The sequence below is a fragment of the Amycolatopsis albidoflavus genome, assembly GCF_039525725.1.
In the GTDB taxonomy this organism is placed as follows: Bacteria; Actinomycetota; Actinomycetes; order Mycobacteriales; family Pseudonocardiaceae; genus Amycolatopsis; species Amycolatopsis albidoflava.
Genome location: NZ_BAAAHV010000023.1, coordinates 1 through 19,751, shown reverse-complemented (window position 1 = coordinate 19,751; position 19,751 = coordinate 1). Strand labels below are relative to the sequence as shown.

The window sequence follows — 19,751 nt, the reverse complement described above, 5'->3', positions numbered from 1 at the left end:
CTTCCGGGGTGGCTGATGAGTCATCGTTGAGTGGCGACTCGCCTGAGTTGACCAGCGCGTCGCCGCTCGGTGGCGACGTTCCCGGACCGGAGGCTCTGTCGCCGTCGGATGGCGAAAGATTTGGATCGGCTGCTGATTCGCCGCTGAATGGCGAACTGGATGAGCGGGGTGCTGCCTCGCCTCTGGGTGGCGACGTATCTCAGCCGGCCAGCGCTTCGCCGTTGAGTGGCGACGGGGCGGCACAGCCAATGGGTGACGAAGGAGCACTGCACCCGCGGCAGGGTTTTCTCGCGAGGAACCGGCGGGCTGTGATCGCGTTGGCGGCTGTCGTCGTGGTTGTTGCGGCGTTGGCCGTCGCGGTGCAGGTTTTGCCGGGCGGGGCCAGTGACGCGAATTCTGGGAACGTCGCGGCGACATCGTCGGTGGCACCGGCGACCTCGAAGACGGCGGCGTCCCCCGCGCCTTCGTCGGTGGTGCCGGTTCAGCCTGGGGTGCCGCGGGCTGGGGAGTTCGGGGCGTGGGCGTCGCGGACCAGTCAGTGGCTCGACATTCCGTTGCGGGCGATGAACGGGTACGCGCAGGCGACTGTCACGCTCAGCAAGGAACAGCCCGATTGTCACCTGTCCTGGATCACTCTCGCTGCGATCGGGAAGATCACCAGCGATCACGGGCGAGTGCAGGGTAATCAAGTCGGGGAAAACGGGACTCTCGCGAAACCGCTTGGCACGGTGGAGGTTCTCGACTTTTATCACCGGACCGTTTCGACGCCGGGAGCCGCGGGGCCGTTGCAGCTGTCCCCCGCGGTGTGGAGCAAGTGGCAGCGGAGTGCGTCCGGCGGCAAGGCTGACATTCAGAACATCGACGATTCGGCGCTTACGGCTGGTCGTGCGCTCTGTGCGAATGGCCGGGATCTGGCGACTGACTGGTGGAACGGGGTCGCCACGTTGGAGCCTGCACCAGTCGTTCTGCATCGGACGCTGGCGACCACCAATGTCTACGGCACAGTCGGACAGAACGAGCAGCCGCCCAATCCGGCGGTGCTCACGGCGGTCGACTTCGCGATTGACCAGATTGGGCTGCCGTACGTCTGGGGTGGCAACGGAACTCGCGATGCTGACCCTGGTTTCGACTGTTCCGGTCTCACGACCGCGGCTTATGCGAGCGCTGACGTCCGGCTGATGCGGACGGCGGACACGCAGTTCCGCAGCATTGCCCATGTGAGCGAACCCCAGTTGGGGGATTTGATCTTCTACGGTGCGCCCGCCACGAAGATCCATCATGTGGGGCTGTACATCGGGAACCAGCAAATGATCGACGCGCCGCAGACTGGACAGGCGGTGCAGGTTCATCCGTATCGGAAGCCGGGCGACGACTACGCGGGGGCGGGGCGGCCGACGGCCTGACCTGCGCGGCGACAGCTCGAGAGTAAAGCTGTGCCGTCTCGTGGATTGGCGAGATTAGCGCGTTGGCGGCGCTTTCGCCATTCAGCGGCGAAAGCCTGGGGCGCGGGATCGCCGGGTTTTGGCAAGTGCTGCCGCGCACTGAGCGTGGGATCTGTGAAGCAGTGCAGGACGAGGTCGTCGGCCGGGCTGTCATTCGAGAGCTGCGACAAAGTGGAAGGATCCGCGAGCCAGGGCACGGCCGGAGTGCGGGCCGCCGAAGTAGTTAGGTCGGCCAGTCGGTGATGCCTAGTTGTTCCAGCAAAGCGGTACCAGTGACGAATGCCTGGGCTGCCAGTGCGCCGTCGCCGTCGGCGAGGCGGCGGTATTCGCGGAGGGCCGCGCGGTGGTCGCCTAGGCGGCGGTACAACCTGCTTTGCGCTGACTGTGTTGGGATATCCAGTGGGCGCGGTCAGGGTTGACGGATCAGGTCCAGGGACACCTCCCACAACCTCCGTGCGGTCGCGCCGTCACGGGCCCAGCGTTTGACGGCGTGGCTGTTGCCCGCCAAGTCGACGTCGTCGGGAACTGTCGCGGCTTCGTTGCCGTCGTCCAGGTAATGACCACCGTTATGGGCGAATTCTGGGGCGGTCGCGGCGACGAGCGTGGTGGCCGCGCCTTGTTCGATGGTCTTGTAGGCGAAGACGCCGGCGGCTTCCAGCCGGTCTAGGTGGTCCTTCATGTCTTGGGTGAAATCTCGTTGCAGGCCAGTGGAAACTCCGCCGGGGTTGACTGCGTTGGCGACGATTCCGTCCGCCGACCATCGGCGGGTCGCTTCCACCGCGAACAGCGAGTTGGCCGTTTTCGACTGTCCGTAAGCCAGTTGGGGGTCATAGGCTCGTCGGGTAAAGTGGATGTCATCGAAGACAACAGATGAGTACATGTGCGCACCGGAAGTCACTGCGACGATTCGGGCCGTTCCTCGGTCGTTCGCGCCGGCGGTGAGGGCGTCGTGCAGGCCCAGCGCCAGTGTGAAGTGGCCTAGGTGATTGGTCGCGAACTGCAGTTCCCAGCCCTGCGGGGTGCGGCCCAGCGTCGGGCGCATGACGCCGGCGTTGTTGATCAGCAGGTGCAGCGGGCCGTCCCAGCTGGCGGTGAAGCGGGCGACTGTGGCGAGGTCCGCCAGTTCTAGGTGCGCGGCGCGGACGGCGCGGTTTCCGGTGGACGTCGCGATGGCGTCGGCGACGCCCTTGCCGGCGGCGGTGTTGCGCACGGCCAGGGTGACGTCGGCACCAGCTGAGGCGAGCGCCCGGGCCGTTTCGCGGCCTAGGCCAGACGTGGCACCGGTGACGACGGCGCGGAGACCGGCGAGGTTCAGGCCTGTGACGACGTCAGCGGCGGTACTGGTGGCGTCGAAGGCCGTCCGGATCAGGTCTGCGCCTACGGCGACGGGGGTGCTGGCGGCGGCATTGAAAGCCGTGTGGAGTAGTCCTGCGTTGACGTCGGCGGCGGCGCTGGTGGCGTCGGACACCGCGAGGCTCAAGTCTGCGACGACGGCGACGGGGGTGCTGATGGCGTCGGACACCGCAAGGTTCAGGTCCGCGACGACGGCCGCGGCAGCGCTAGTGGCGTCGAAGGTCGTGAGTTTCTGGTCTGGGCCGACGTCGGTGGGAGTGCTGGTGGCGTCGAAGGCTGCGTGGATCGGGGAGGTGTGAGACACCCTTCCGACTATACGAGTTAGGCGCGAGTTGTATAGTGCGTCTATGGGCAGTGATCGGCGTACGCAGGTGCTGGACTCGGCGTTGGAGGTTTTCGCGCGCTACGGCTATCGCAAGGCGTCCATGGACGATGTAGCGAAGGCGGCGGACATCTCGCGCCCTGGCCTGTATTTCTACTTCTCCTCCAAGCCGGAACTGTTCCGCGCCACGGTGCGGCATTCGCTCGACGGCAGCATCGCGGCGGCGCGGAGTGTTCTCGCCGATTCTCGGCAACCGTTGCGCGAGCGGTTGATCGGGGCGTTCGATCATTGGGCCGGGCGCTACGTCGGGGCGATGGCTGCGGAGATCGGCGTCCTGATCGACTCGAACCCTGAATTGCTCGGTGCCATGCCGGCTGAATATCCGAAGCTGTTCCGGGCGCTCGTCATCGAGGCGATCGGGGGGCGCTCCGCGGGCGACGTGGCCGGGACGTTGATCAGCACGGCGATCGGCATCAAGCACGACGCCGAGACTCGTGACGAGTTCCGGGAGCGGATGACTGTCGCGGTTGATCTTTACTGCGGGCGCTGAAAGTCGGGCCAGTTGCGCAGGGCCGTGTCGGCGACTTCCTGCAACTCTTCCCGGCTTGCGCCGCTGGCTGCTTCGACGGCGATGCCGAAGGCGACCGTCATGATGTAGCGAGCTAGCTGGGCCGAATTGGCGGACGGGGGCAGGTCGTGTTCGTCCACGGCGCGTTGGAAGCGTTTCTCAAGGGCTCGGCGTGCGGCGTTGCGCCATTCGACCAGCAATTCGCGTGCGGGCAGGCCTAGTTCGCCCGCCGCCAGCGAGCCCTGGACGCCTAGGCAGCCAGGTGGACAGTCGGGGTCGGTTGTTGCTTCGACGGCGCCGTTGAGGATCGCAGCGGCTACCTTGGCGGCGGTCGGTTCCGCCCAGGCTCGTGGGCCGTAGGATGCGGGGCCTTCGTCGTAGCGGGCCAAAGCCTTGCGGAACAACTGTTCCTTGTTGCCGAAAGCCGCGTACATGCTGGTTTTCGTGATGCCCATGGCCCCGGTCAGGTCGGCCAGGCTGGCCCCTTCATAGCCCTGTTCCCAGAACACCAGCATGGCGCGACGCAGTGCTTCGTCGGCGTCGAAGCCGCGCGGGCGGCCTACGTGCGCCTTGTTCTGAGTGGTCACCGCGCCAGCCTACTCCTTCAGTACCGATCGGTCCGGAAGTGCTACGGTTGTGATCAGTACCGATCGGTACCGAATTGTGCGGAGGTCAGCAAATGGGACAGCTTGAGGGCAAGACGGCGGTCGTCACCGGCGGGAGCAGTGGGATCGGCCTGGCCGCTGCCGAACGGCTCGCGGGCGAGGGGGCGTTCGTCTTCATTACTGGGCGGAACAGGGAAGCGCTGGACGCGGCCGCGAAGACCATCGGGTCGGCTGCCGCGGTACCGGGTGACATCGCTGACCTGACCGACCTGGATCGGCTCTACGACGCGGTTCGCGCTCGCGGCAAGGGGCTCGACGTCGTGTTCGCCAACGCGGCGGCTGGGTCGTTCGCGAGCTTGGAGGAGACGACGCCGGAGCATTTCGACCAGGTCTTCGGCGCCAACGTTCGCGGCACGCTTTTCACTGTGCAGAAAGCGTTGCCACTGCTCAACAAGGGCGCGTCGGTGATCCTGAATTCGTCGGTCCGCGCGGATGACGGCCTGGAGTCGTTCGGGACGTATTCGGCGTCCAAGGCCGCGCTTCGGTCCTACGCCCGCACCTGGGCCAACGAACTGAAGGGCCGCGGCATCCGGGTCAATGTGGTTTCGCCGGGCACCATCGACACGCCGGTGCTCGAGAAGGCGGTCGGCGCGGACAAGGTCGACGAGGCCCGGGCGAGTTTCACGGCTCGAGTTCCGCTCGGTCGGATGGGGACGCCGCGCGAGGTTGCCGACGCCGTGCTGTTCCTCGCGTCGGAGCAGAGCAGCTTCATCCTCGGGGCGAACATCTACGTCGACGGCGGCGAGAAGCAGTTCTGACCAGCACAAGCGCGGGGACAACGGGGTTCTTGCGCTCAGGCACCTGGCGCTAGGGCTATACGTGAGTATAGCGTGCTGTTCATGCGTATAGTGGCCGCGTCATGACTGATCCTGACGATCTGACCGCGCGTGCCCGGATTCGGGACGCGGCGATGCGGCACTTCGGCGAGCACGGCTTCGAGCGCGCCACGATCCGGGGCATCGCGGCGGAGGCCGGGGTGTCTTTGGGGTTGGTGCGGCACCACTTCGGGTCCAAGCAGGCGCTTCGCGAGGCGTGCGACGCGCACTTGGCGAAGCTCCTCCGTCAGCTCAACGACCAGGTCCCGGCTGATCTGGCCGACCTGGCCGATCCCCACGCCGGCGCCGTCGCGAATCCCGTTGCGGCGGCGCGAATCGCCGTCGGGCCGTACCGGGATTACCTCGTCCGGGCGCTGGTCGAAGGAGGGGCCGCGCCGTTGTTCGACGAGATGGTCGACGCCGGCGCGAATCGGCTCGTCGCCGCTGATCGGCGACGGCCGGACCCGCCGACGGTCGATCCCCAGGTCCGGGCCGCGATCGGCACCGCGATGGCGTTGTCGATCACTGTGCTGCATCAGCACATTTCCCGCGCGGCCGGCGTCGACATCCTCAGCCCGGCGGGCGACCACCTCCTCGCCCGTGCGCTGATCGACCTCCACTCGCATCCACAGCTCAGCCTCGACGAAGCGCAGGCCGCCCTCGATCGCCTGCCCGCGGAAGGAAACTGACATGCCGCACGCGACGATTCCCCGCATCCCGCCGCTCGAACTCGACGAGATGGACCCCGAACAGCGAAAACTCGCGAAACTCGGGGCGGACACGGTGATCCAGGTCCTCGCCCGCGCGCCGGAGGTGCTGGAGGCGTCCGGGAAACTGGGTGGTTTCCTGTTGAGTCAAGGGAAACTGCATCCGCGCATCCGCGAACTGGCGATCCTCCGCGTCGCGCTCCGGTGCGACGCGCCGTACGAATGGGCCAACCACGCGCCCGCCGCGCTCGGCGGTGGCGCGACCGAAGCCGAGATCACCGCCCTCTCCGACCCGGACGCCAGCTGGCCGCCCGAGGACGACGCGGTGCTGCGGGCCGTCGATGAACTGTGCGCGGATGTCTTTGTGTCCGACGAAACCTGGACGGCTCTCGCCGCGACCCGCGACCATGCCGAGATCATCGAGATCCTGTTCCTCGTCGGCTATTACCGGATGATGGCGGGGTTCCTGAATTCCGCGGGCGTTCCGGTGAAGCCGGGACAACCCGCGCTCGGCGAGCCGCCGGCGCCGGTGGCCCGCCCGGAGCGCGTTTCCCGGCCTGCCAGCGGGAAAACCGGCCCGGACGGCCGATGGAAGATCACGTTCGTCCACCCGGCCGGAAGCAAAGACCTGCTTCTCGACCTCGCGACCGACGGCGCCGCGGTGTCCGGTTCCATTTTCGACACTCAGCTGAAGATCACGGTCCCCATCGTGTCCGGAACGGCCGACGGCCAGGAAATCGCCTTCACCGCGCTGGTGACCGACCCGGTTCGTTTCGAGGTGGACGTGACCGGCACGGTCGACGGGGACGCGTTCACCGGCTCCGTCACGATTTCCGGCGGCGGCACCTTCCCGCTGTCCGGGGTCCGGGAGGTCAGTCCCAGTAATTGAACAGGGCTTCGCCGACCGTCGCCGGTTTCCAGTACGCGATGTCGGACCGGGTGAGGTGCGGCCAGTCCTCGGCCTTGAAGGAACGTCCGAGGTCGGCTGGCGTGAGCACCCGGAACTGGTCCGTTTCCGCCAGCACGGCGGCCAGTTCCGGCTCGTCGACGAACTCCAGCGGACCCCATTCCCGGGACGGCGCGAAGTCGAGCGAGCGAGGCCGGGCGAGCGCGAGCACCGGCGCGTCGTTGGCGGCGACGACCGAGATCGTGCGGTCGGGATACTCGACGACGGCTTGCCAGAAGTTCGGCGTGACATCCGGGACGCGGAATTCAGCGAGAGTTCCGCCGGTTTGGCGCGCGAAGCCGTAACAGAGCCGGCGAACGTCGCGAACATCGACCACCGCCGCATTCTACGCAACCGGTCCCCCACCAGTGGGCGCGGAATTGCGGCGGGCGAGGACGGGTGGTCTTCTTGGCTCAAGATCGAAAGGTGAGCCCGCCATGCCGTACGCGTACACATTCGACCAGATCCGCGACCGGCCGGTCACCGTGTTCGGTGCCGGGACGCTGGGCAGGCGCATCGCGCTGATGTTCGCCTCGCGCGGCGGAACCGTGCGGATCAGCGACCCGAGCGCCGAACAGGTCGCGGCGGCGGCGGAATACGTGGCGGAGGCGTTGCCCGTCCTGCTCGAAAAGCGCGGCTCCGGCGAGGTCGGCCAGGTCGAGGACGCGGCGTCGATCGAGGACGCCCTGCGCGACGCCTGGCTCGTCGTCGAGGCGGTGCCGGAGCGGCTGGACATCAAAATCCCGCTGTGGGGCCAAATCGACCAGGCCGCGCCCGCCGACACGATCTTCGCCACGAACTCGTCGTCGTACCCGTCGCGGATGATGGCCGAGAAGGTGCGCGACAAATCGCGGCTGTGCAACATCCACTTCTACATGCCGCCGACGGCGAACGCGGTCGACCTCATGTCCGACGGCGAAACCGGCCGGACCGTGCTCGACACGCTGCTCGGGGTGTTGCCGGAATTCGGCATTCATCCGTTCGAGGCGCGAAAGGAAAGCGTCGGCTTCATTTTCAACCGCGTGTGGGCGGCGATCAAACGGGAATCGCTCGCCGTGGTCGCGGAGGGCGTCGCCCGGCCCGAGGACGTGGACGGGATGTTCAAAATCAACTGGCATCTGCCGTACGGGCCGTTCCAGATGATGGACCAGGTCGGACTGGACGTGGTGCTGGACATCGAAACCCATTACGCGGACGAGAATCCGCACCTGCCTGCCGGGCCGCGGGACCTGCTGCGCACGTACGTCGAGGCGGGCAAGCTCGGGATCAAGACCGGCGAGGGGTTCTACTCGTACGGCTGAATCGCGGCGGCCCGGACAGCGGAATCCGGGCCGCCTCGCCGGTTCACGGCAGCGAAGCCGCGACCTCTTCCAGCGCGTCCATCGACTCCTGCATTCCGCCTTCCATGCCGGATTCCAGAATGGTGTCGCGGAGTTCCTTGGTGTGCGTTTCGGTCAGGATGGTCACCGTGGTGCGGTCGCCCGATTCGGCGAACGTCACGGTGACCACGGGGGCCTCCACGTCCAAGGCTTCCGGGGTTTCGTAGACCTCGGTGTGGACCAGGCGTTCCCCGGGGACTATCTCGCGATATTCGCCGTGGAAGGCCACCTCGAAGTTGCCGTTCGCGATCAGCACATAGCGCCACTGGCCGCCGACTCGCAGGTCGATGTCCACGGACGTCACGTTGCCGCGTTTGCCCGCCCACCAGCGTTTCACCAGGTCCGGCGTGGTCCAGGCACGGTAGACGTGCTGCCGCGGGGCGGCGAAATCCCGGGTGATCAGGATCTGGTCGTCAGCGGGCAGCGTCACCTTCGCCGTGCCGGTCGTCGTGTCGGTCATAGTCGTCCTCCTCGGTCGAGCCCATCTCTTCCAGCACGGCGTCCAGCGATTCGAACCGTTCCTCCCAGGACCGTTCGTAGCGGCGCACCCAGTCGTGGATCGGCTTGAGAGCGCGGGCATTCAGCCGGTAAAGGCGTTGCCTGCCCTCGTCTCGCACCTCGACCGCGCCGACCTCGCGCAGCACCCGCAGATGCTTCGACACCTGCGGCTGCCCCAGGCCCAGCACGCGGACGAGGTCGTTCACCGGACGCTCGCCGTCGGCGAGGACGTCCAGGATCTCCCGGCGCCGTGGTTCGGCGACGGCGTTGAAGACGTCCGCGGTGGTCGCTGCCCGTGCCATGCGCCAATCATATGCCGATATGGGTATGCGTCAAGAGGCAGGTCGGGCGCGGACGTGGAAGCGCTCCCCTTGCGGGCCGAAAAGGGCCAGGACCTCGCAGGGCTCGGTGCCCGCGTTGCCGAACCAGTGCGGAACGTGCGTGTCGAACTCGGCGACTTCCCCCGGCCGAAGGATGACGTCGTGCTCGCCGAGCATCAGGCGTAACTGTCCGGATAGGACGTACATCCACTCGTACCCCTCGTGGACCCGCTGGTCCGGGGGTTCGGCGGAACGCTCCGGCGGAAGGATCATCTTGTAGGCGCGCAAGCCGCCTGGCCGCCGGGTGAGCGGCAGGTAGGTCCGGCCGCTCCGGACGAACGGTTTCGGGTGCAGGCGCGGGTCGCCGGTCGGGGGCGCGCCGACCAGTTCGTCGAGCGGGACCTGGTAGGCGCGGGCCAGCGCGAGCAGCAGTTCCAGGGTCGGTTTGCGCTGGCCTGCTTCGAGCCGCGACAGCGTGCTCACCGAGATTCCGGTCGTTTCCGAGAGACCGGTCAGCGTCGCGTTGCGCTGCTTTCGCAGGGCGCGCAGCCTCGGGCCGACCGCGTGCAGGACCTCGCCGAGGCCCTGGTCGTCTTCGCTCATGCCGTTCAATTTGCCACTTCGGCAAAGAACTTTGTCAAGTCGGCGCGTTCTCCGGATAGTCCGGGGCACGGGGACTACAGGAGGATCCAGTGGACGAGAAGTACGACGTGGTGGTGGTCGGCGGCGGCGCGGCCGGACTCAGCGGAGCGGTGGCGCTCGCGCGGTCCCGGCGGTCGGTGCTGGTCGTGGATTCCGGCGAACCGCGCAACGCGCCGGCCGGGCACGTGCACAACTACCTTGGCCGCGAAAGCACGCCGCCCGCCGAGTTGCTCTCGCTCGGCCGCGCGGAGCTGGCCGGGTACGGCGGCGAGGTGGTCGCGCAGACGGTGACGTCGATTGCCAAGGGGGACAACGGGTTCGAGCTCTCGCTGGCCGACGGGCGGCGCACGGGCGCGCGGCGGGTGCTGGTCGCGACCGGTCTCGTCGACGAGCTGCCTGAGGTCGCCGGGCTGGCGGCGCGGTGGGGCCGGGACGTGCTGCACTGCCCGTACTGCCACGGCTGGGAAGTGCGCGACCGGGCGATCGGCGTGCTCTCGACCGGTCCGATGACCGTGCACCAGGCGTTGATGTGGCGGCAGCTGACCGACGACGTCGTCGTTTTCCGCCACACGCACGGGGATTTCGACGAGGCTCCGCTGCTGGCGCGCGGGATCCGGATCGTGGACGGGGTCGTCGCGGCGATCGAGGCCGAGGACGACCAGCTGACCGGGGTACGGCTTGAGTCGGGCGAGGTCGTGGCGCGCGAGGCGCTGGCTGTCGCGGCACCGGCCAGGACGCGCGCGGACTTTCTCGCGCCGCTCGGGATCGAGCCGGAACCGGTGGAGTTCAACGGCTTCGTGATCGGCACGAGGGTTCCCGCGGACGCGGCCGGCCGGACGTCCGTTCCCGGCTTGTGGGTGGCGGGAAATGTCACGGACATGCGCGCGCAGGTCGTGGTTTCGGCCGCGGCGGGGTTGATGGCCGGGGCGGCGATCAACGGCGAACTGGTCGAGGAAGAGGCCGCGGAAGCCGTGCGGCAGCGGGAAACGCCGTTCTCGCACGAGATGGAGCGGGAGGTCGCGCGGGCGAACGAGCATCCGCCGTTCGACCGCGGTTCCTGGGAGGAGCGGTATCGCTCGCGGGACGAGATGTGGAGCGGGCGGCCGAACGACCAGCTCGTGACCGAGGCTTCCGGGCTGGAACCGGGCCACGCGCTGGACGCTGGCTGCGGCGAAGGCGGCGACGCGATCTGGCTCGCGCAGCAGGGCTGGCGCGTGACGGCGGTCGACTTCTCCACGACCGCCATCGAACGCGGGCGGGCGCAGGCGGCGAAGCTCGGCGTGGGCGAGCGGATCACGTGGGTCGCCGCGGACTTGGGCGAGTGGGTGCCGGAGTCGAAGTTCGACCTGGTGACGACGCATTTCCTGCACATCCCGTCGGCGGCCCGGACGGTGGCGTTCGCGCGGCTCGCGGACGCGGTGGCTCCGGGCGGGACGTTGCTGGTGGTGGGGCATGACCCCGCCGACCTGCACGCTGGGCGGCCGCATATGCCGGACATGATGTTCACGGCTGAGGAAGTGGCGAAGACGCTGGACCGGTCTTGGGCTTCGGTGGCAGCGGAGGTTCGGGAGCGGGCCGCGGTCGGGGCGGAGACGGTGGTGCGGGACACGGTGCTGGTGGCCCGGAAGGGGTGACGGTGGCCCGGTCCGGCCAGTCAGGGGGCGGCCGGACCGGGCCACCGTGCCGAGCGGACCGGACGAGGCGGCAACTCCTCCGGTCAGGCGCAGTGCACGGTGTGCAGGTGCGGTTGGCATTCGGTCAAGGCCGACGCGGCGGACAGGCGCTCTTGGCATTCCGGAGCGGTGGCCGATCACCTCTTCCGTCGCCTCTGGCGCGACAGATTCCCGACAAGGGACCATTGTGTGTAAGGTTCCTGTCATGAGTCAAGACGCAACGACGCGACGGCCGGGGTATCTGGTGAAGCGGGTGCAGCAGGCGTTTCGGCAGGCGTCCGACGAGCGATTGCGGCCGATCGGATTGTCGATGTCACAGTACGCAGTGCTGGCGGCACTGGCGGCGAACCCGGGGGCGTCGTCGGCCGAGCTGGCGCGGCGGTGTTTTGTGACGCGGCAGTCGTTGCGAGACGTGCTGGCCGGGCTGAAGACGGCTGGGCTGGTCGCGGTTGCCGAGGAAGCGTCGACGGGGCGGGCGCGGCCGGTGCGGCTCACCGCGACCGGCGAGTCCCGGCTGAAAGAGGCGGAGCGGGTGGTCGCCGAGGTCGAGGAGCGGATGCTGGCCGGGATGCCGGAATCCGAGCGGCGGCGACTGGCCGAACTGCTGAGCGTCTGCGCGGAGAATCTGGCAGCCGAGGACCGATGAGTTTTCGCCGGCCCGCCGGTCTACCTCGTATCGAAAGAACGAGGAGGACGCATGGGCAAGGTGCTGTGGCACGTCGCGATGTCGCTGGACGGGTTCGTCGCCGCGGACGGGCATGCGATGGACTGGATGTCGGGCGTGCGCGTCACGCCGGGGGTGCACGAGGAATCCGTCGCGCGGATCGGGGCGATTCTGGGCGGGCGGCGCGGGTTTGACGCGCTGGCGGCGAGGGTGCCCGGAAAGGTCGCCAAGCAACCGTACGGCGGGGCGTGGAGCGGGCCGGTTTTCGTGCTCACCCATCATCCGGACGACGCGCCGGCCGAGGACGGCGTCACCTTTCTCAGCTGCGACGTCCGGGAGGCGGTCGAAATCGCGCTCGCCGCGGCGGACGGGAAAGATCTTGAGCTGCACAGCCAAGATATCGCGCGACAGTGCGTTGAGCTGGGGATTGTCGACGAGTTCCAGGTGCATCTCATGCCGGTGATGCTCGGGTCCGGCATCCGGCTGTTCGACAATCCGGGCGGGAAACCGGTTCGGTGGGATCGCGTGCACGACGGCGATCCCGCGCTGGCGATCGACCTGCGGTACCGGCTCGCCGCCCAGCGCTGAATCCCGCTCAGCGGGACGGATCGGCATACTAATGGCCCATGGCCTCCACGGGATTATTGGTCTATACCTTTTGGACAGGGGTTTTCCACCCCTCGGTCCTCACCGTGGAGGTTCCACCCATGCGTCTGTCCTCCCCCAGGAAACTGGCGGCCGCGCTCGGCGGGCTGCTGGCCGTTGCCGGACTCGCGGTCCCGCCGGGCGCCGCGGCCGCGGCGAGCGATTCGTCGATCGCGCTCGCGCCCTATGTGGACATGGGCGCGTGGCCGTCGCCCGTGTTGTCGTCGATGTCGCAGCAGAGCGGCATCAAGAGTTTCACCCTCGGCTTTGTCACCGGAGCCGCATGCAAGGCCAGCTGGTTCGCTGCCTACGACCCTCGGCAGGGCTGGCAGTCCGACGAAATCGCGAAGATCCGCGCGGCCGGCGGGGACGTCAAGGTCTCCTTCGGCGGCGCGTCCGGCGTCGAGCTCGCGCAGGCGTGCGGTGACGTCAATTCACTGGTCGGCGAGTACGAGGCGGTGATCAAAGCCTATGACCTCAAGTACATCGACGTCGACATCGAGGGCGCGGCGGTCGCCGACCCCGGTTCGATCAAACTGCGTTCCGAAGCGCTGAAAAAGGTGCAGGACGACAATCCCGGGATCAAGATTTCCCTGACCCTGCCGGTGCTTCCCACCGGGCTCACGTCGGACGGACTGAACGTCGTGACCTCGGCGCGGGACGCGGGCGTCACTCTCGACCTGGTGAACGTCATGGCGATGGACTATTACCAGGGCGCCGGCGACCAGGGAGCCAAGGCGATCCAGGCGGCGCAATCCACGCAGGGGCAACTGAAAACGGCACTCGGACTGTCCGATGCGGACGCTTGGCAGAAGGTCGGCCTCACGCCGATGCTGGGCGTCAACGATTCGCAGAACGAGATCTTCTACCAGAAGGACGCCAGCGCGGTGGTCAGCTTCGCGCAGAGTGTCCACCTGGGAATGCTGTCGTTCTGGGAACTCGGCCGCGACGCGAACGCGTGCACCGGCGCGCTGTACCGGTGCACCAACATTTCCCAGCAGCCGTACGAATTCTCGAGGATCTTCGCCGGATATTCCGGCTGACGAAGACGGAGCAGCCCGGGCCCGGCGCGGGACCCGGGCTGACTCCGGCACAAGAGATCAGGGCAGGTAGTACATCGGGTTCGGCAGCTTCACCGGGTGATCGGCGTAGCCGCCCTCAAGGTCGCTGAATTGGTCGCCGAGATTGAGCACGATGTGCGCGCCGGTCGACTGGATGTGCGCGCGGGTGCCCGACTTGTACTGCACGGTGTTGCAGTTCAGCCCGCACGGCAGGTAGTCCGGCGCGGTGGTCTTCGGCTTGAAGTACGCGCCGGTCGGCGTCGGGTAGCCCTCGTTCGCGAGGTTCTTGAGCGACTGCGGGCCTTGCTTGTCGTTGCGGCCGGTCAGGAAATAGACCTGCACGCCGCGTTCGGCGGCCCACTTCGTCAGTTCCAGCACCGGCTTGTTGGCCTCGAAAGTGCCGTCGTCGATGGCTTTCTGCTGTTTCACCGGGTCGAAGCCGAAGTCGTTGTCGGCTTCCCAGCCGTAGGTGATCTCGGACGTGTCGTCCACGTCGAGCACGATCGCCGGGTTCTTCACCTTGCCCAGCTTCTGCTGCAGGTACCGCTTCGCGTCGGCCACCACGCGCTTGGTGTCGGTGACGAACCGGCTGGTATCGGAGTAGTGGTGCTTGCCGGACGCGTCGAGCCAGTCGCCGTAGTACGCCTTGACGTCGTTCTTCACCTGGCCGATGTTGGCCGGCTCCCGGCCGTGCGCGGCGGTGACGGCGTCCGACCCGGCGAGCGCGGTCGCGCCTCCTGCGACGGTGGCGCCGACGGCCGCGGCGGCGGCCAGTTTGACGAGAGCGGGAAAACGAGACACAGCGACCCTCCAGTGATTATTCGCCAACCCGCAGAACTTACGCCGCGTCAACCGGCTTGAAAACCCTCCGTTGGGATGCGTTCGGCCCGGCACACGAACGCCACCGGCGACCGGCCGATCCTCGTCAGCACCACAGTGGACTCTTCGTGACCGCGCGGTTTCAGCTTGCGACGCAAGGCGTCCGGGTCTACGTCGAGGCCGCGGACGAGGATTTCCAGCCGCCCGACGTCGAGCTTCTTCAACGCCTGCCCGAGCGTTTTTTCGCGGTACGGCAACTGTTCCAGGACGCGGAACGCGCGCACTCCCGGCGGTGGCGTGTCACCGGTGAGGTAGGCGATGCGTTCGTCCAGCTGCCACAACCCATGCCGCGCCGCGTAATGTCGCACGAGTCCGGCGCGGACGACTGCGCCGTCTGGGTCCACCAGCCACTCCCCCGCTGCCCGCACGGGAACGTCGTCCGCTTCCGCGTCGGTAAGCGTCCACTGTGTACCGTCCGAACGCAACACTGTCGCCCGGCGCGTGACACCCGACGAAAGCCCCCGCCACAGACAGGCCTCGCGGACTTGACCGTCGAGCGACACGAGTTCCACCTCGTCCGCCCAGGGTGCGATGGAGAAATCCATGCCGGGCGCGCATTTCACCGACAGGATCCGGCCGGGATAGGCGGCCACGAGTTCGTCGAGCGGCGGCAGGAAGTCGGCCGGACGCCACACGCGGCGACCGGCTGAGTCGCGGCGGGCCGGATCGGCGACCACAGCGGTGTCCCGGGAAACCGGCCGCAGGGCGTCGGCCCGTGCGACGAGCGGTGAGACTCCGGCGACGGAAGCGTTGTGCTGAGCCATTTCCAGCCGCACTGGGTCCACATCGGACCCCATCGCCGCCGAAGCGACCCGCGACAGCTCGACCAGGTCCGCACCCACTGAGCACGTGACATCATGAACGGCGAGACCAGCCAGCCGGGAAGCTCGATGCCGAGCCACCGGAGTAGCGCTCGCCTGCTGTAAGGCGTCGGCCGTGAACAACCACTCGGCAGAAGAAGCCAGCTTCAAGACCGATTTACGCCGCAGCGCAACGGTTTCCAGCACCGGTGAAGCGTGCTCCCCGACCAGGCGGCGAGCCGTGGTGACGTCCGCGATCCGCGAGGCGTCCAAAGTGGAGCACTCGGCGAGCGCCGCCCGTCCCGCGGCCGAGCGCAGGAAGGCGACGTCGTCGAGCGTGAAACTGTAAGGCAATTCAGGACGGCCGCTTGGTCCCGGTGATCATCACGTTGTAGAACAGCTCGCGCGGCAGCACCTTCGACAGCAGCTTCTTGTCCAAAGCGGACAGTCGCAGCCACAGGTGGTAGGCGAACAGCCGCCAGCGCACGGTGAGCTTCTCCTGCGGCACCGCGGCCTCAAAGGTGCGGATCGGCCATCCGGCCAGCGCCGCCGAGAACTCCTCGGTCACCGCGCGGACGTCCTGCGCACCGGCCCCGCGCGCCATCGCTTCCAGCTCCGACGGGTCGAAGGTGTGGATGTCGACCACGGCCTCGAGCGCCGCCGCCCGCGAGGATTCGTCCAATTCGGACTGTGGCCGCCGCCAGCCGCTCAGCGCGGGCAGCTTGGTGAGGTTCGTCGTGAGGTACCAGGTGAACTGGCCGAGCCGGCGCGCGTAACGGTCGCCGATCTTCGTCGGCTCGCCGGCGAACACGAACCGCCCGCCCGGCTTGAGCACGCGCAGCACCTCGCCGAACGCCTGGCGCACGTCCGGGATGTGGTGCAGCACCGCGTGCCCGACCACGAGGTCGAACGTGTTGTCGTCGTAGGGGATCCGCTCCGCGTCGGCCACCCGGCCGTCGACGTCGAGACCGAGGCCTTCGGCGTTGCGCAGCGCGACCTGCACCATGCCCGGCGACAGGTCGGTGACCGAACCCTTCTTCGCGACGCCGCCCTGCATCAGGTTCAGCAGGAAGAACCCGGTGCCGCTGCCCAGTTCCATCGCGTGCTGGTACGGCTGGCCGTCCTCGCCCGCGACCGCGTTGAACACGTCAGTGGCGTAGGAGATACAGCGCTCGTCGTAGGAAATGGACCACTTCTCGTCGTACGTCCCGGCTTCCCAGTCGTGGTAGAGGACGTTCGCGAGCTTCGGGTCGGCGTAGGCCGCCTTGACCTCGTCTTCGGTGGCGTGCGGGTTCGGCGCCGGGTCGGTCACGGAAGTCACTTCCCCTCGAAACTGGCTTTGCCGGGGCCGTTGTCGATGAACGACTGCATGCCGTTTTTCTGGTCCTCGGTCGCCCACAGCGCGGTGAACAGCTGCGTCTCGATCTTCAGGCCGGTGGCCAGGTCGACGTCGAGGCCGGAGTCGATCGCCGTCTTGGCCGCGCGCAGCGCCACCGCCGGGCCGTTCGCGAACTGCGAGGCCCACTTGTGCGCCGCCGCGTACACGTCGTCCGGAGCCACGACCTCGTCGACGATGCCCAGCTTGAGCGCCTCCTCGGCCTTCACGAACCGGCCGGTGAAGATGAGGTCCTTGGCCTTGCTCGGGCCGATCAGCCGGGTCAGCCGCTGCGTGCCGCCCGCGCCGGGGATGATGCCGAGCTGGATCTCCGGCTGGCCGACCTTCACGTTGTCGCCCGCCACGCGCCAGTCCGCGGTCAGCGCCAGTTCGAGGCCGCCGCCGAGGGCGTAGCCGGTGATCGCGCAGACGACCGGCTTCGGGATGTTCGCGACCCGGGCCAGCGACGCGGTCAGCTCGGCGCCGAACTTCGCGATCTCCGGGTACGTGCGGGACGACATCTCCTTGATGTCCGCGCCGCCGGCGAAGGTCTTCTCGCCGCCGTAGAGGATCACCGCGCGCACGTCGTCGCGGTCGGACGCCTCGCGCGCGGCCTCGGCAAGTTCGGCCTGCACCTGGTTGTTCAGCGCGTTGACCGGCGGCCGGTCCAGCCGGATCGTGCCGACCCCGCCCTCGACCTCCAGGGTTACGAACTCTCCCACGCGAATCCTCCTTGTTAACGGCGTTCACTCAGCCGGCAGCAGGCTACCGGCCGGTAAGGACAACCTACCGGCGGCGGGCGAAGAACCGCTCGCCCGAGCGCTCCAGCACCAGGTCCTGGTCGAACGTCTTGGACAGGTTCTCGCTCGTGATCACGTCGTCCACCAGCCCGGACACCACCGCACGGCCCTCGCGCAGCAGCAGCGCGTGGGTGAAGCCCGGCGGGATCTCCTCGACGTGGTGGGTGACCAGCACCATCGCCGGCGCGTCCGGATCCATCGCGAGCACCGACAGCCGGGCCACGAGGTCCTCGCGGCCGCCGAGGTCGAGGCCCGCGGCGGGCTCGTCGAGCAGCAGCAGCTCCGGGTCGGTCATCAGCGACCGGGCGATCAGCACGCGTTTGCGCTCGCCCTCGCTCAGCGTGCCGAACGTGCGCTCGGCCAGGTGCGCGATGCCGAGCGTGCCGAGCAGTTCGGTCGCCCGGTCGAGGTCCATCCGGTCGTACTGCTCGCGCCAGCGGCCCATCACCGCGTACCCGGCGCTGACCACGACGTCGGCGACCCGCTCGTCGCCGGGCACGCGCTGGGCGATCGCGGCGGAGGTGAACCCGATGCGCGGGCGCAGGTCGAAGATGTTCACCTTGCCGATGCGGTCGCCGAGCAGGTCGACCGTGCCGGAGGTGGGGTGCAGTTCGGCGGCGGCCAGGCGCAGCAGGGTGGTCTTGCCGGCCCCGTTGGGCCCGAGCACCACCCATCGCTCGTCCAGCTCGACCGCCCAGTCGAGGGCCGCGAGGAGGTCGTTTCCGGTACGGCGGACGCCGACACCGGACATCCGCACGACGAGGTCGTCGGGATCGCTGGGCAGGATCGGCTCGCTCACGAGCCCATTGTGGCGGTCGCCCGGTCCCGCGCGCGCACCCGCCCGGGGTAAGAGCCAATGCCGCGAACTCGAGCCCCGCTGACCGCAGCTTCACGTCCGTGAGGGGAACCCTGAGGGACTCTGATTCCCTCGGGGTTCCCCTCACGGACCACAAGCGCCGCTGCGCGGGATGTCCAGCGGATGGGACAACAGGCCGTGATCGCGAGGCTGTGGCAGCATCCACGGCATGGTCAGGTCCGCGCGCCCCGTGTTGTGGCGCCGTCGTGCGATCGACCTTCTCCTGGTGGCTTCCAGCGGGTGTAGCCGGGCGCGGCACGCACGCTGATCCTCGTCGGCGTGCCGCGTCGCCTCGCGTCCGGCACCATCCGAGCTAGTTTCCAGGAGCCTCCGTTGACCACGTCCATCGTCCGTCCGGAAGTCGAGATCCACCCCCAGCTGACCGATCCGCTGCTGCCCGAACTGCTGCACCCGTCGCGGCTGCTGTGGACGCCGCGCGAACTGGCCGACCTCACCCGCACGGTCACCACCGAACTGACCACCAGCCTGCGCGACGTCCTGCGCTTCGACGAAGACCGGCGCTGGTGGGCGCGGCTGGCCCTGACCGACGGCGTCGAGCTGTGGCTGCTGTCGTGGCTGCCCGGCCAGCACACGAAGCCGCACGACCACGGCGGCGCGTCGGGTTCGTTCACCGTGCTGCAGGGCGAACTCGGCGAGGAGTACCGCTACCCCGGGGGCCCGGTGCGCCGCCGCACGCACACCGCCGGGCAGGGCATCGGCTTCGGGGCCGGACGCGCGCACCAGGTGCTCGGCGTCGGCGAGGAACCGGCGGCCAGCGTGCACGCCTACTCGCCGCCGCTGGTGCCGACCCGCGAGTACACGAGCCTCGCGGACGTGCCGAACGAGATCCCGCCGCTGCCTGCCATTGTGCGGTCATGACCACTCTTGACGGCTTTCTCGCCGACGCCCGGTCCTCGCTGGACCGGGCGGAACCGGCGCGCGCCGCGGACCTGCAGGCCGACGGCGCGCTGATCGTCGACATCCGGCCGTACGCCAACCGGGTCGCCGAGGGCGAGATTCCCGGGTCGGTGGTGGTCGAGCGGATCCACCTGGAGTGGCGGCTCGCCCCGGACAGCGAATGGCGGCTGCCGGGCGTTTCGGCGGAGACCGTCGCGGTGGTGGTGTGCAACGAGGGGTACGCGTCGAGCCTGGCGGCGGCGGATTTGCAGCGGCTGGGGCTGGCTAACGCGACGGATTTGGCGGGCGGATTCCGGGCTTGGGCGGCGGCTGGGCTGCCGGTGCAGAAGGGCGGTTCGCCCGCGGTCCCGTGAGCCGGGAGCGCCCCAATGGGGGTTTTTCATCTTGGTTTGTGCTGGTCATGGTGGGTTGACCGGGTGTGGT

At 68.3% G+C, this 19,751-nt stretch carries 24 protein-coding genes; 12 read left to right on the top strand and 12 right to left on the bottom strand.

Annotated elements, in window-relative coordinates; translation table 11 throughout:
- Positions 1-248: 248 nt before the first annotated feature.
- Positions 249-1,403: a C40 family peptidase gene (locus ABD156_RS37345; protein ID WP_344286100.1), complete on the top strand. Its 1,155-nt coding sequence runs from the start codon at positions 249-251 to the stop codon at positions 1,401-1,403.
- A 262-nt stretch (positions 1,404-1,665) separates the two neighbouring features.
- Here ABD156_RS37345 and ABD156_RS37340 read toward each other — a convergent pair whose 3' ends face one another.
- Positions 1,666-1,809 carry a hypothetical protein gene (locus ABD156_RS37340; RefSeq protein WP_344285449.1) on the bottom strand — a complete coding sequence of 48 codons (144 nt, stop codon included), beginning with the start codon at positions 1,807-1,809 and terminating at the stop codon, positions 1,666-1,668.
- A gap of 42 nt (positions 1,810-1,851) precedes the next feature.
- On the bottom strand, positions 1,852-3,099 hold the full coding sequence (locus ABD156_RS37335; RefSeq protein ID WP_344285446.1) for an SDR family NAD(P)-dependent oxidoreductase: 1,248 nt from the start codon (positions 3,097-3,099) through the stop codon (positions 1,852-1,854).
- Positions 3,100-3,142: 43 nt separating this feature from the next.
- Between ABD156_RS37335 and ABD156_RS37330 the strand changes: the two genes are divergently transcribed.
- Entirely contained in the window at positions 3,143-3,667 is a 525-nt protein-coding gene (locus ABD156_RS37330; RefSeq protein ID WP_344285443.1) for a TetR/AcrR family transcriptional regulator, read from the top strand.
- Here ABD156_RS37330 and ABD156_RS37325 read toward each other — a convergent pair.
- Positions 3,652-4,272 (bottom strand): TetR/AcrR family transcriptional regulator, encoded by a 621-nt coding sequence (locus ABD156_RS37325; protein ID WP_344285440.1) that lies wholly within the window; start codon positions 4,270-4,272, stop codon positions 3,652-3,654. The genes ABD156_RS37330 and ABD156_RS37325 overlap by 16 nt on opposite strands.
- A 92-nt stretch (positions 4,273-4,364) precedes the next feature.
- On the opposite strand from ABD156_RS37325, the gene ABD156_RS37320 reads away from it, so the two are divergent.
- The 3 genes from ABD156_RS37320 to ABD156_RS37310 all read left to right on the top strand — a co-directional run bounded on the left by ABD156_RS37320 (position 4,365) and on the right by ABD156_RS37310 (position 6,761).
- Positions 4,365-5,108, top strand: coding sequence for an SDR family oxidoreductase (locus ABD156_RS37320; protein WP_344285438.1), 744 nt, complete (start codon positions 4,365-4,367; stop codon positions 5,106-5,108).
- A gap of 101 nt (positions 5,109-5,209) precedes the next feature.
- Entirely contained in the window at positions 5,210-5,854 is a 645-nt protein-coding gene (locus ABD156_RS37315; RefSeq protein ID WP_344285436.1) for a TetR/AcrR family transcriptional regulator, read from the top strand.
- 1 nt (position 5,855) lies between these two features.
- Positions 5,856-6,761 carry a carboxymuconolactone decarboxylase family protein gene (locus tag ABD156_RS37310; protein ID WP_344285433.1) on the top strand — a complete coding sequence of 302 codons (906 nt, stop codon included), beginning with the start codon at positions 5,856-5,858 and terminating at the stop codon, positions 6,759-6,761.
- Here ABD156_RS37310 and ABD156_RS37305 read toward each other — a convergent pair.
- Positions 6,745-7,155 carry a hypothetical protein gene (locus tag ABD156_RS37305; RefSeq protein ID WP_344285430.1) on the bottom strand — a complete coding sequence of 137 codons (411 nt, stop codon included), beginning with the start codon at positions 7,153-7,155 and terminating at the stop codon, positions 6,745-6,747. The genes ABD156_RS37310 and ABD156_RS37305 overlap by 17 nt on opposite strands.
- A gap of 100 nt (positions 7,156-7,255) precedes the next feature.
- On the opposite strand from ABD156_RS37305, the gene ABD156_RS37300 reads away from it, so the two are divergent.
- A complete protein-coding gene (locus tag ABD156_RS37300) occupies positions 7,256-8,119 on the top strand; it encodes a 3-hydroxyacyl-CoA dehydrogenase family protein (protein WP_344285427.1) in 864 nt (287 codons plus the stop codon).
- 43 nt (positions 8,120-8,162) lie between these two features.
- On the opposite strand, the gene ABD156_RS37295 is transcribed toward ABD156_RS37300, so the two are convergent.
- The 3 genes from ABD156_RS37295 to ABD156_RS37285 are packed head-to-tail and all read right to left on the bottom strand — an operon-like array spanning position 8,163 to position 9,618.
- Complete coding sequence (locus tag ABD156_RS37295; RefSeq protein WP_344285424.1) at positions 8,163-8,657, bottom strand: SRPBCC family protein; 495 nt, start codon at positions 8,655-8,657, stop codon at positions 8,163-8,165.
- The gene (locus tag ABD156_RS37290) at positions 8,611-8,997 is read right to left on the bottom strand and encodes an ArsR/SmtB family transcription factor (RefSeq protein ID WP_344285421.1); all 387 of its coding nucleotides are present in this window, start codon (positions 8,995-8,997) and stop codon (positions 8,611-8,613) included. Before ABD156_RS37290 ends, ABD156_RS37295 begins: the two co-directional genes overlap by 47 nt.
- 30 nt (positions 8,998-9,027) lie before the next feature.
- A complete protein-coding gene (locus tag ABD156_RS37285) occupies positions 9,028-9,618 on the bottom strand; it encodes a helix-turn-helix domain-containing protein (protein WP_344285418.1) in 591 nt (196 codons plus the stop codon).
- Between the two features lie 89 nt (positions 9,619-9,707).
- On the opposite strand from ABD156_RS37285, the gene ABD156_RS37280 reads away from it, so the two are divergent.
- The 4 genes from ABD156_RS37280 to ABD156_RS37265 all read left to right on the top strand — a co-directional run bounded on the left by ABD156_RS37280 (position 9,708) and on the right by ABD156_RS37265 (position 13,682).
- Positions 9,708-11,291, top strand: coding sequence for a methyltransferase domain-containing protein (locus ABD156_RS37280; RefSeq protein WP_344285415.1), 1,584 nt, complete (start codon positions 9,708-9,710; stop codon positions 11,289-11,291).
- Positions 11,292-11,535: 244 nt separating this feature from the next.
- Positions 11,536-11,976, top strand: a complete 441-nt coding sequence (locus ABD156_RS37275; RefSeq protein ID WP_344285413.1) for a MarR family winged helix-turn-helix transcriptional regulator — start codon at positions 11,536-11,538, stop codon at positions 11,974-11,976.
- 51 nt (positions 11,977-12,027) lie between these two features.
- Positions 12,028-12,582, top strand: a complete 555-nt coding sequence (locus tag ABD156_RS37270; protein ID WP_344285412.1) for a dihydrofolate reductase family protein — start codon at positions 12,028-12,030, stop codon at positions 12,580-12,582.
- Between the two features lie 119 nt (positions 12,583-12,701).
- Complete coding sequence (locus ABD156_RS37265; RefSeq protein ID WP_344285409.1) at positions 12,702-13,682, top strand: chitinase; 981 nt, start codon at positions 12,702-12,704, stop codon at positions 13,680-13,682.
- Positions 13,683-13,739: 57 nt separating this feature from the next.
- On the opposite strand, the gene ABD156_RS37260 is transcribed toward ABD156_RS37265, so the two are convergent.
- The 5 genes from ABD156_RS37260 to ABD156_RS37240 form a co-directional block, all read right to left on the bottom strand.
- Positions 13,740-14,501, bottom strand: a complete 762-nt coding sequence (locus ABD156_RS37260) for an HAD family acid phosphatase (protein WP_344285407.1) — start codon at positions 14,499-14,501, stop codon at positions 13,740-13,742.
- A 47-nt stretch (positions 14,502-14,548) separates the two neighbouring features.
- Positions 14,549-15,733 carry a class I SAM-dependent methyltransferase gene (locus tag ABD156_RS37255; RefSeq protein ID WP_344285405.1) on the bottom strand — a complete coding sequence of 395 codons (1,185 nt, stop codon included), beginning with the start codon at positions 15,731-15,733 and terminating at the stop codon, positions 14,549-14,551.
- Between the two features lies 1 nt (position 15,734).
- Positions 15,735-16,700 (bottom strand): class I SAM-dependent methyltransferase, encoded by a 966-nt coding sequence (locus ABD156_RS37250; RefSeq protein WP_344285403.1) that lies wholly within the window; start codon positions 16,698-16,700, stop codon positions 15,735-15,737.
- A complete protein-coding gene (locus ABD156_RS37245; protein ID WP_344285400.1) occupies positions 16,697-17,476 on the bottom strand; it encodes an enoyl-CoA hydratase/isomerase family protein in 780 nt (259 codons plus the stop codon). The genes ABD156_RS37250 and ABD156_RS37245 overlap by 4 nt, the downstream gene beginning before the upstream one ends.
- A 64-nt stretch (positions 17,477-17,540) precedes the next feature.
- Positions 17,541-18,353 carry an ABC transporter ATP-binding protein gene (locus tag ABD156_RS37240; protein WP_101435363.1) on the bottom strand — a complete coding sequence of 271 codons (813 nt, stop codon included), beginning with the start codon at positions 18,351-18,353 and terminating at the stop codon, positions 17,541-17,543.
- 390 nt (positions 18,354-18,743) lie between these two features.
- Between ABD156_RS37240 and ABD156_RS37235 the strand changes: the two genes are divergently transcribed.
- Together ABD156_RS37235 and ABD156_RS37230 are read left to right on the top strand one after the other, a co-directional pair.
- Positions 18,744-19,289: a cysteine dioxygenase gene (locus ABD156_RS37235; RefSeq protein WP_344285394.1), complete on the top strand. Its 546-nt coding sequence runs from the start codon at positions 18,744-18,746 to the stop codon at positions 19,287-19,289.
- Positions 19,286-19,681: a rhodanese-like domain-containing protein gene (locus ABD156_RS37230; RefSeq protein ID WP_344285391.1), complete on the top strand. Its 396-nt coding sequence runs from the start codon at positions 19,286-19,288 to the stop codon at positions 19,679-19,681. The genes ABD156_RS37235 and ABD156_RS37230 overlap by 4 nt, the downstream gene beginning before the upstream one ends.
- Positions 19,682-19,751 lie beyond the last annotated feature (70 nt).

Bases quoted from the DNA above. Each gene is read 5' to 3' on its own strand.
- ABD156_RS37345 (WP_344286100.1), top strand. From the start codon at position 249: ATGGGTGACGAAGGAGCACTGCACCCGCGGCAGGGTTTTCTCGCGAGG.
- ABD156_RS37330 (WP_344285443.1), top strand. From the start codon at position 3,143: ATGGGCAGTGATCGGCGTACGCAGGTGCTGGACTCGGCGTTGGAGGTT.
- ABD156_RS37320 (WP_344285438.1), top strand. From the start codon at position 4,365: ATGGGACAGCTTGAGGGCAAGACGGCGGTCGTCACCGGCGGGAGCAGT.
- ABD156_RS37315 (WP_344285436.1), top strand. From the start codon at position 5,210: ATGACTGATCCTGACGATCTGACCGCGCGTGCCCGGATTCGGGACGCG.
- ABD156_RS37310 (WP_344285433.1), top strand. From the start codon at position 5,856: ATGCCGCACGCGACGATTCCCCGCATCCCGCCGCTCGAACTCGACGAG.
- ABD156_RS37300 (WP_344285427.1), top strand. From the start codon at position 7,256: ATGCCGTACGCGTACACATTCGACCAGATCCGCGACCGGCCGGTCACC.
- ABD156_RS37295 (WP_344285424.1), bottom strand. From the start codon at position 8,657: ATGACCGACACGACGACCGGCACGGCGAAGGTGACGCTGCCCGCTGAC.
- ABD156_RS37290 (WP_344285421.1), bottom strand. From the start codon at position 8,997: ATGGCACGGGCAGCGACCACCGCGGACGTCTTCAACGCCGTCGCCGAA.
- ABD156_RS37285 (WP_344285418.1), bottom strand. From the start codon at position 9,618: ATGAGCGAAGACGACCAGGGCCTCGGCGAGGTCCTGCACGCGGTCGGC.
- ABD156_RS37275 (WP_344285413.1), top strand. From the start codon at position 11,536: ATGAGTCAAGACGCAACGACGCGACGGCCGGGGTATCTGGTGAAGCGG.
- ABD156_RS37270 (WP_344285412.1), top strand. From the start codon at position 12,028: ATGGGCAAGGTGCTGTGGCACGTCGCGATGTCGCTGGACGGGTTCGTC.
- ABD156_RS37265 (WP_344285409.1), top strand. From the start codon at position 12,702: ATGCGTCTGTCCTCCCCCAGGAAACTGGCGGCCGCGCTCGGCGGGCTG.
- ABD156_RS37230 (WP_344285391.1), top strand. From the start codon at position 19,286: ATGACCACTCTTGACGGCTTTCTCGCCGACGCCCGGTCCTCGCTGGAC.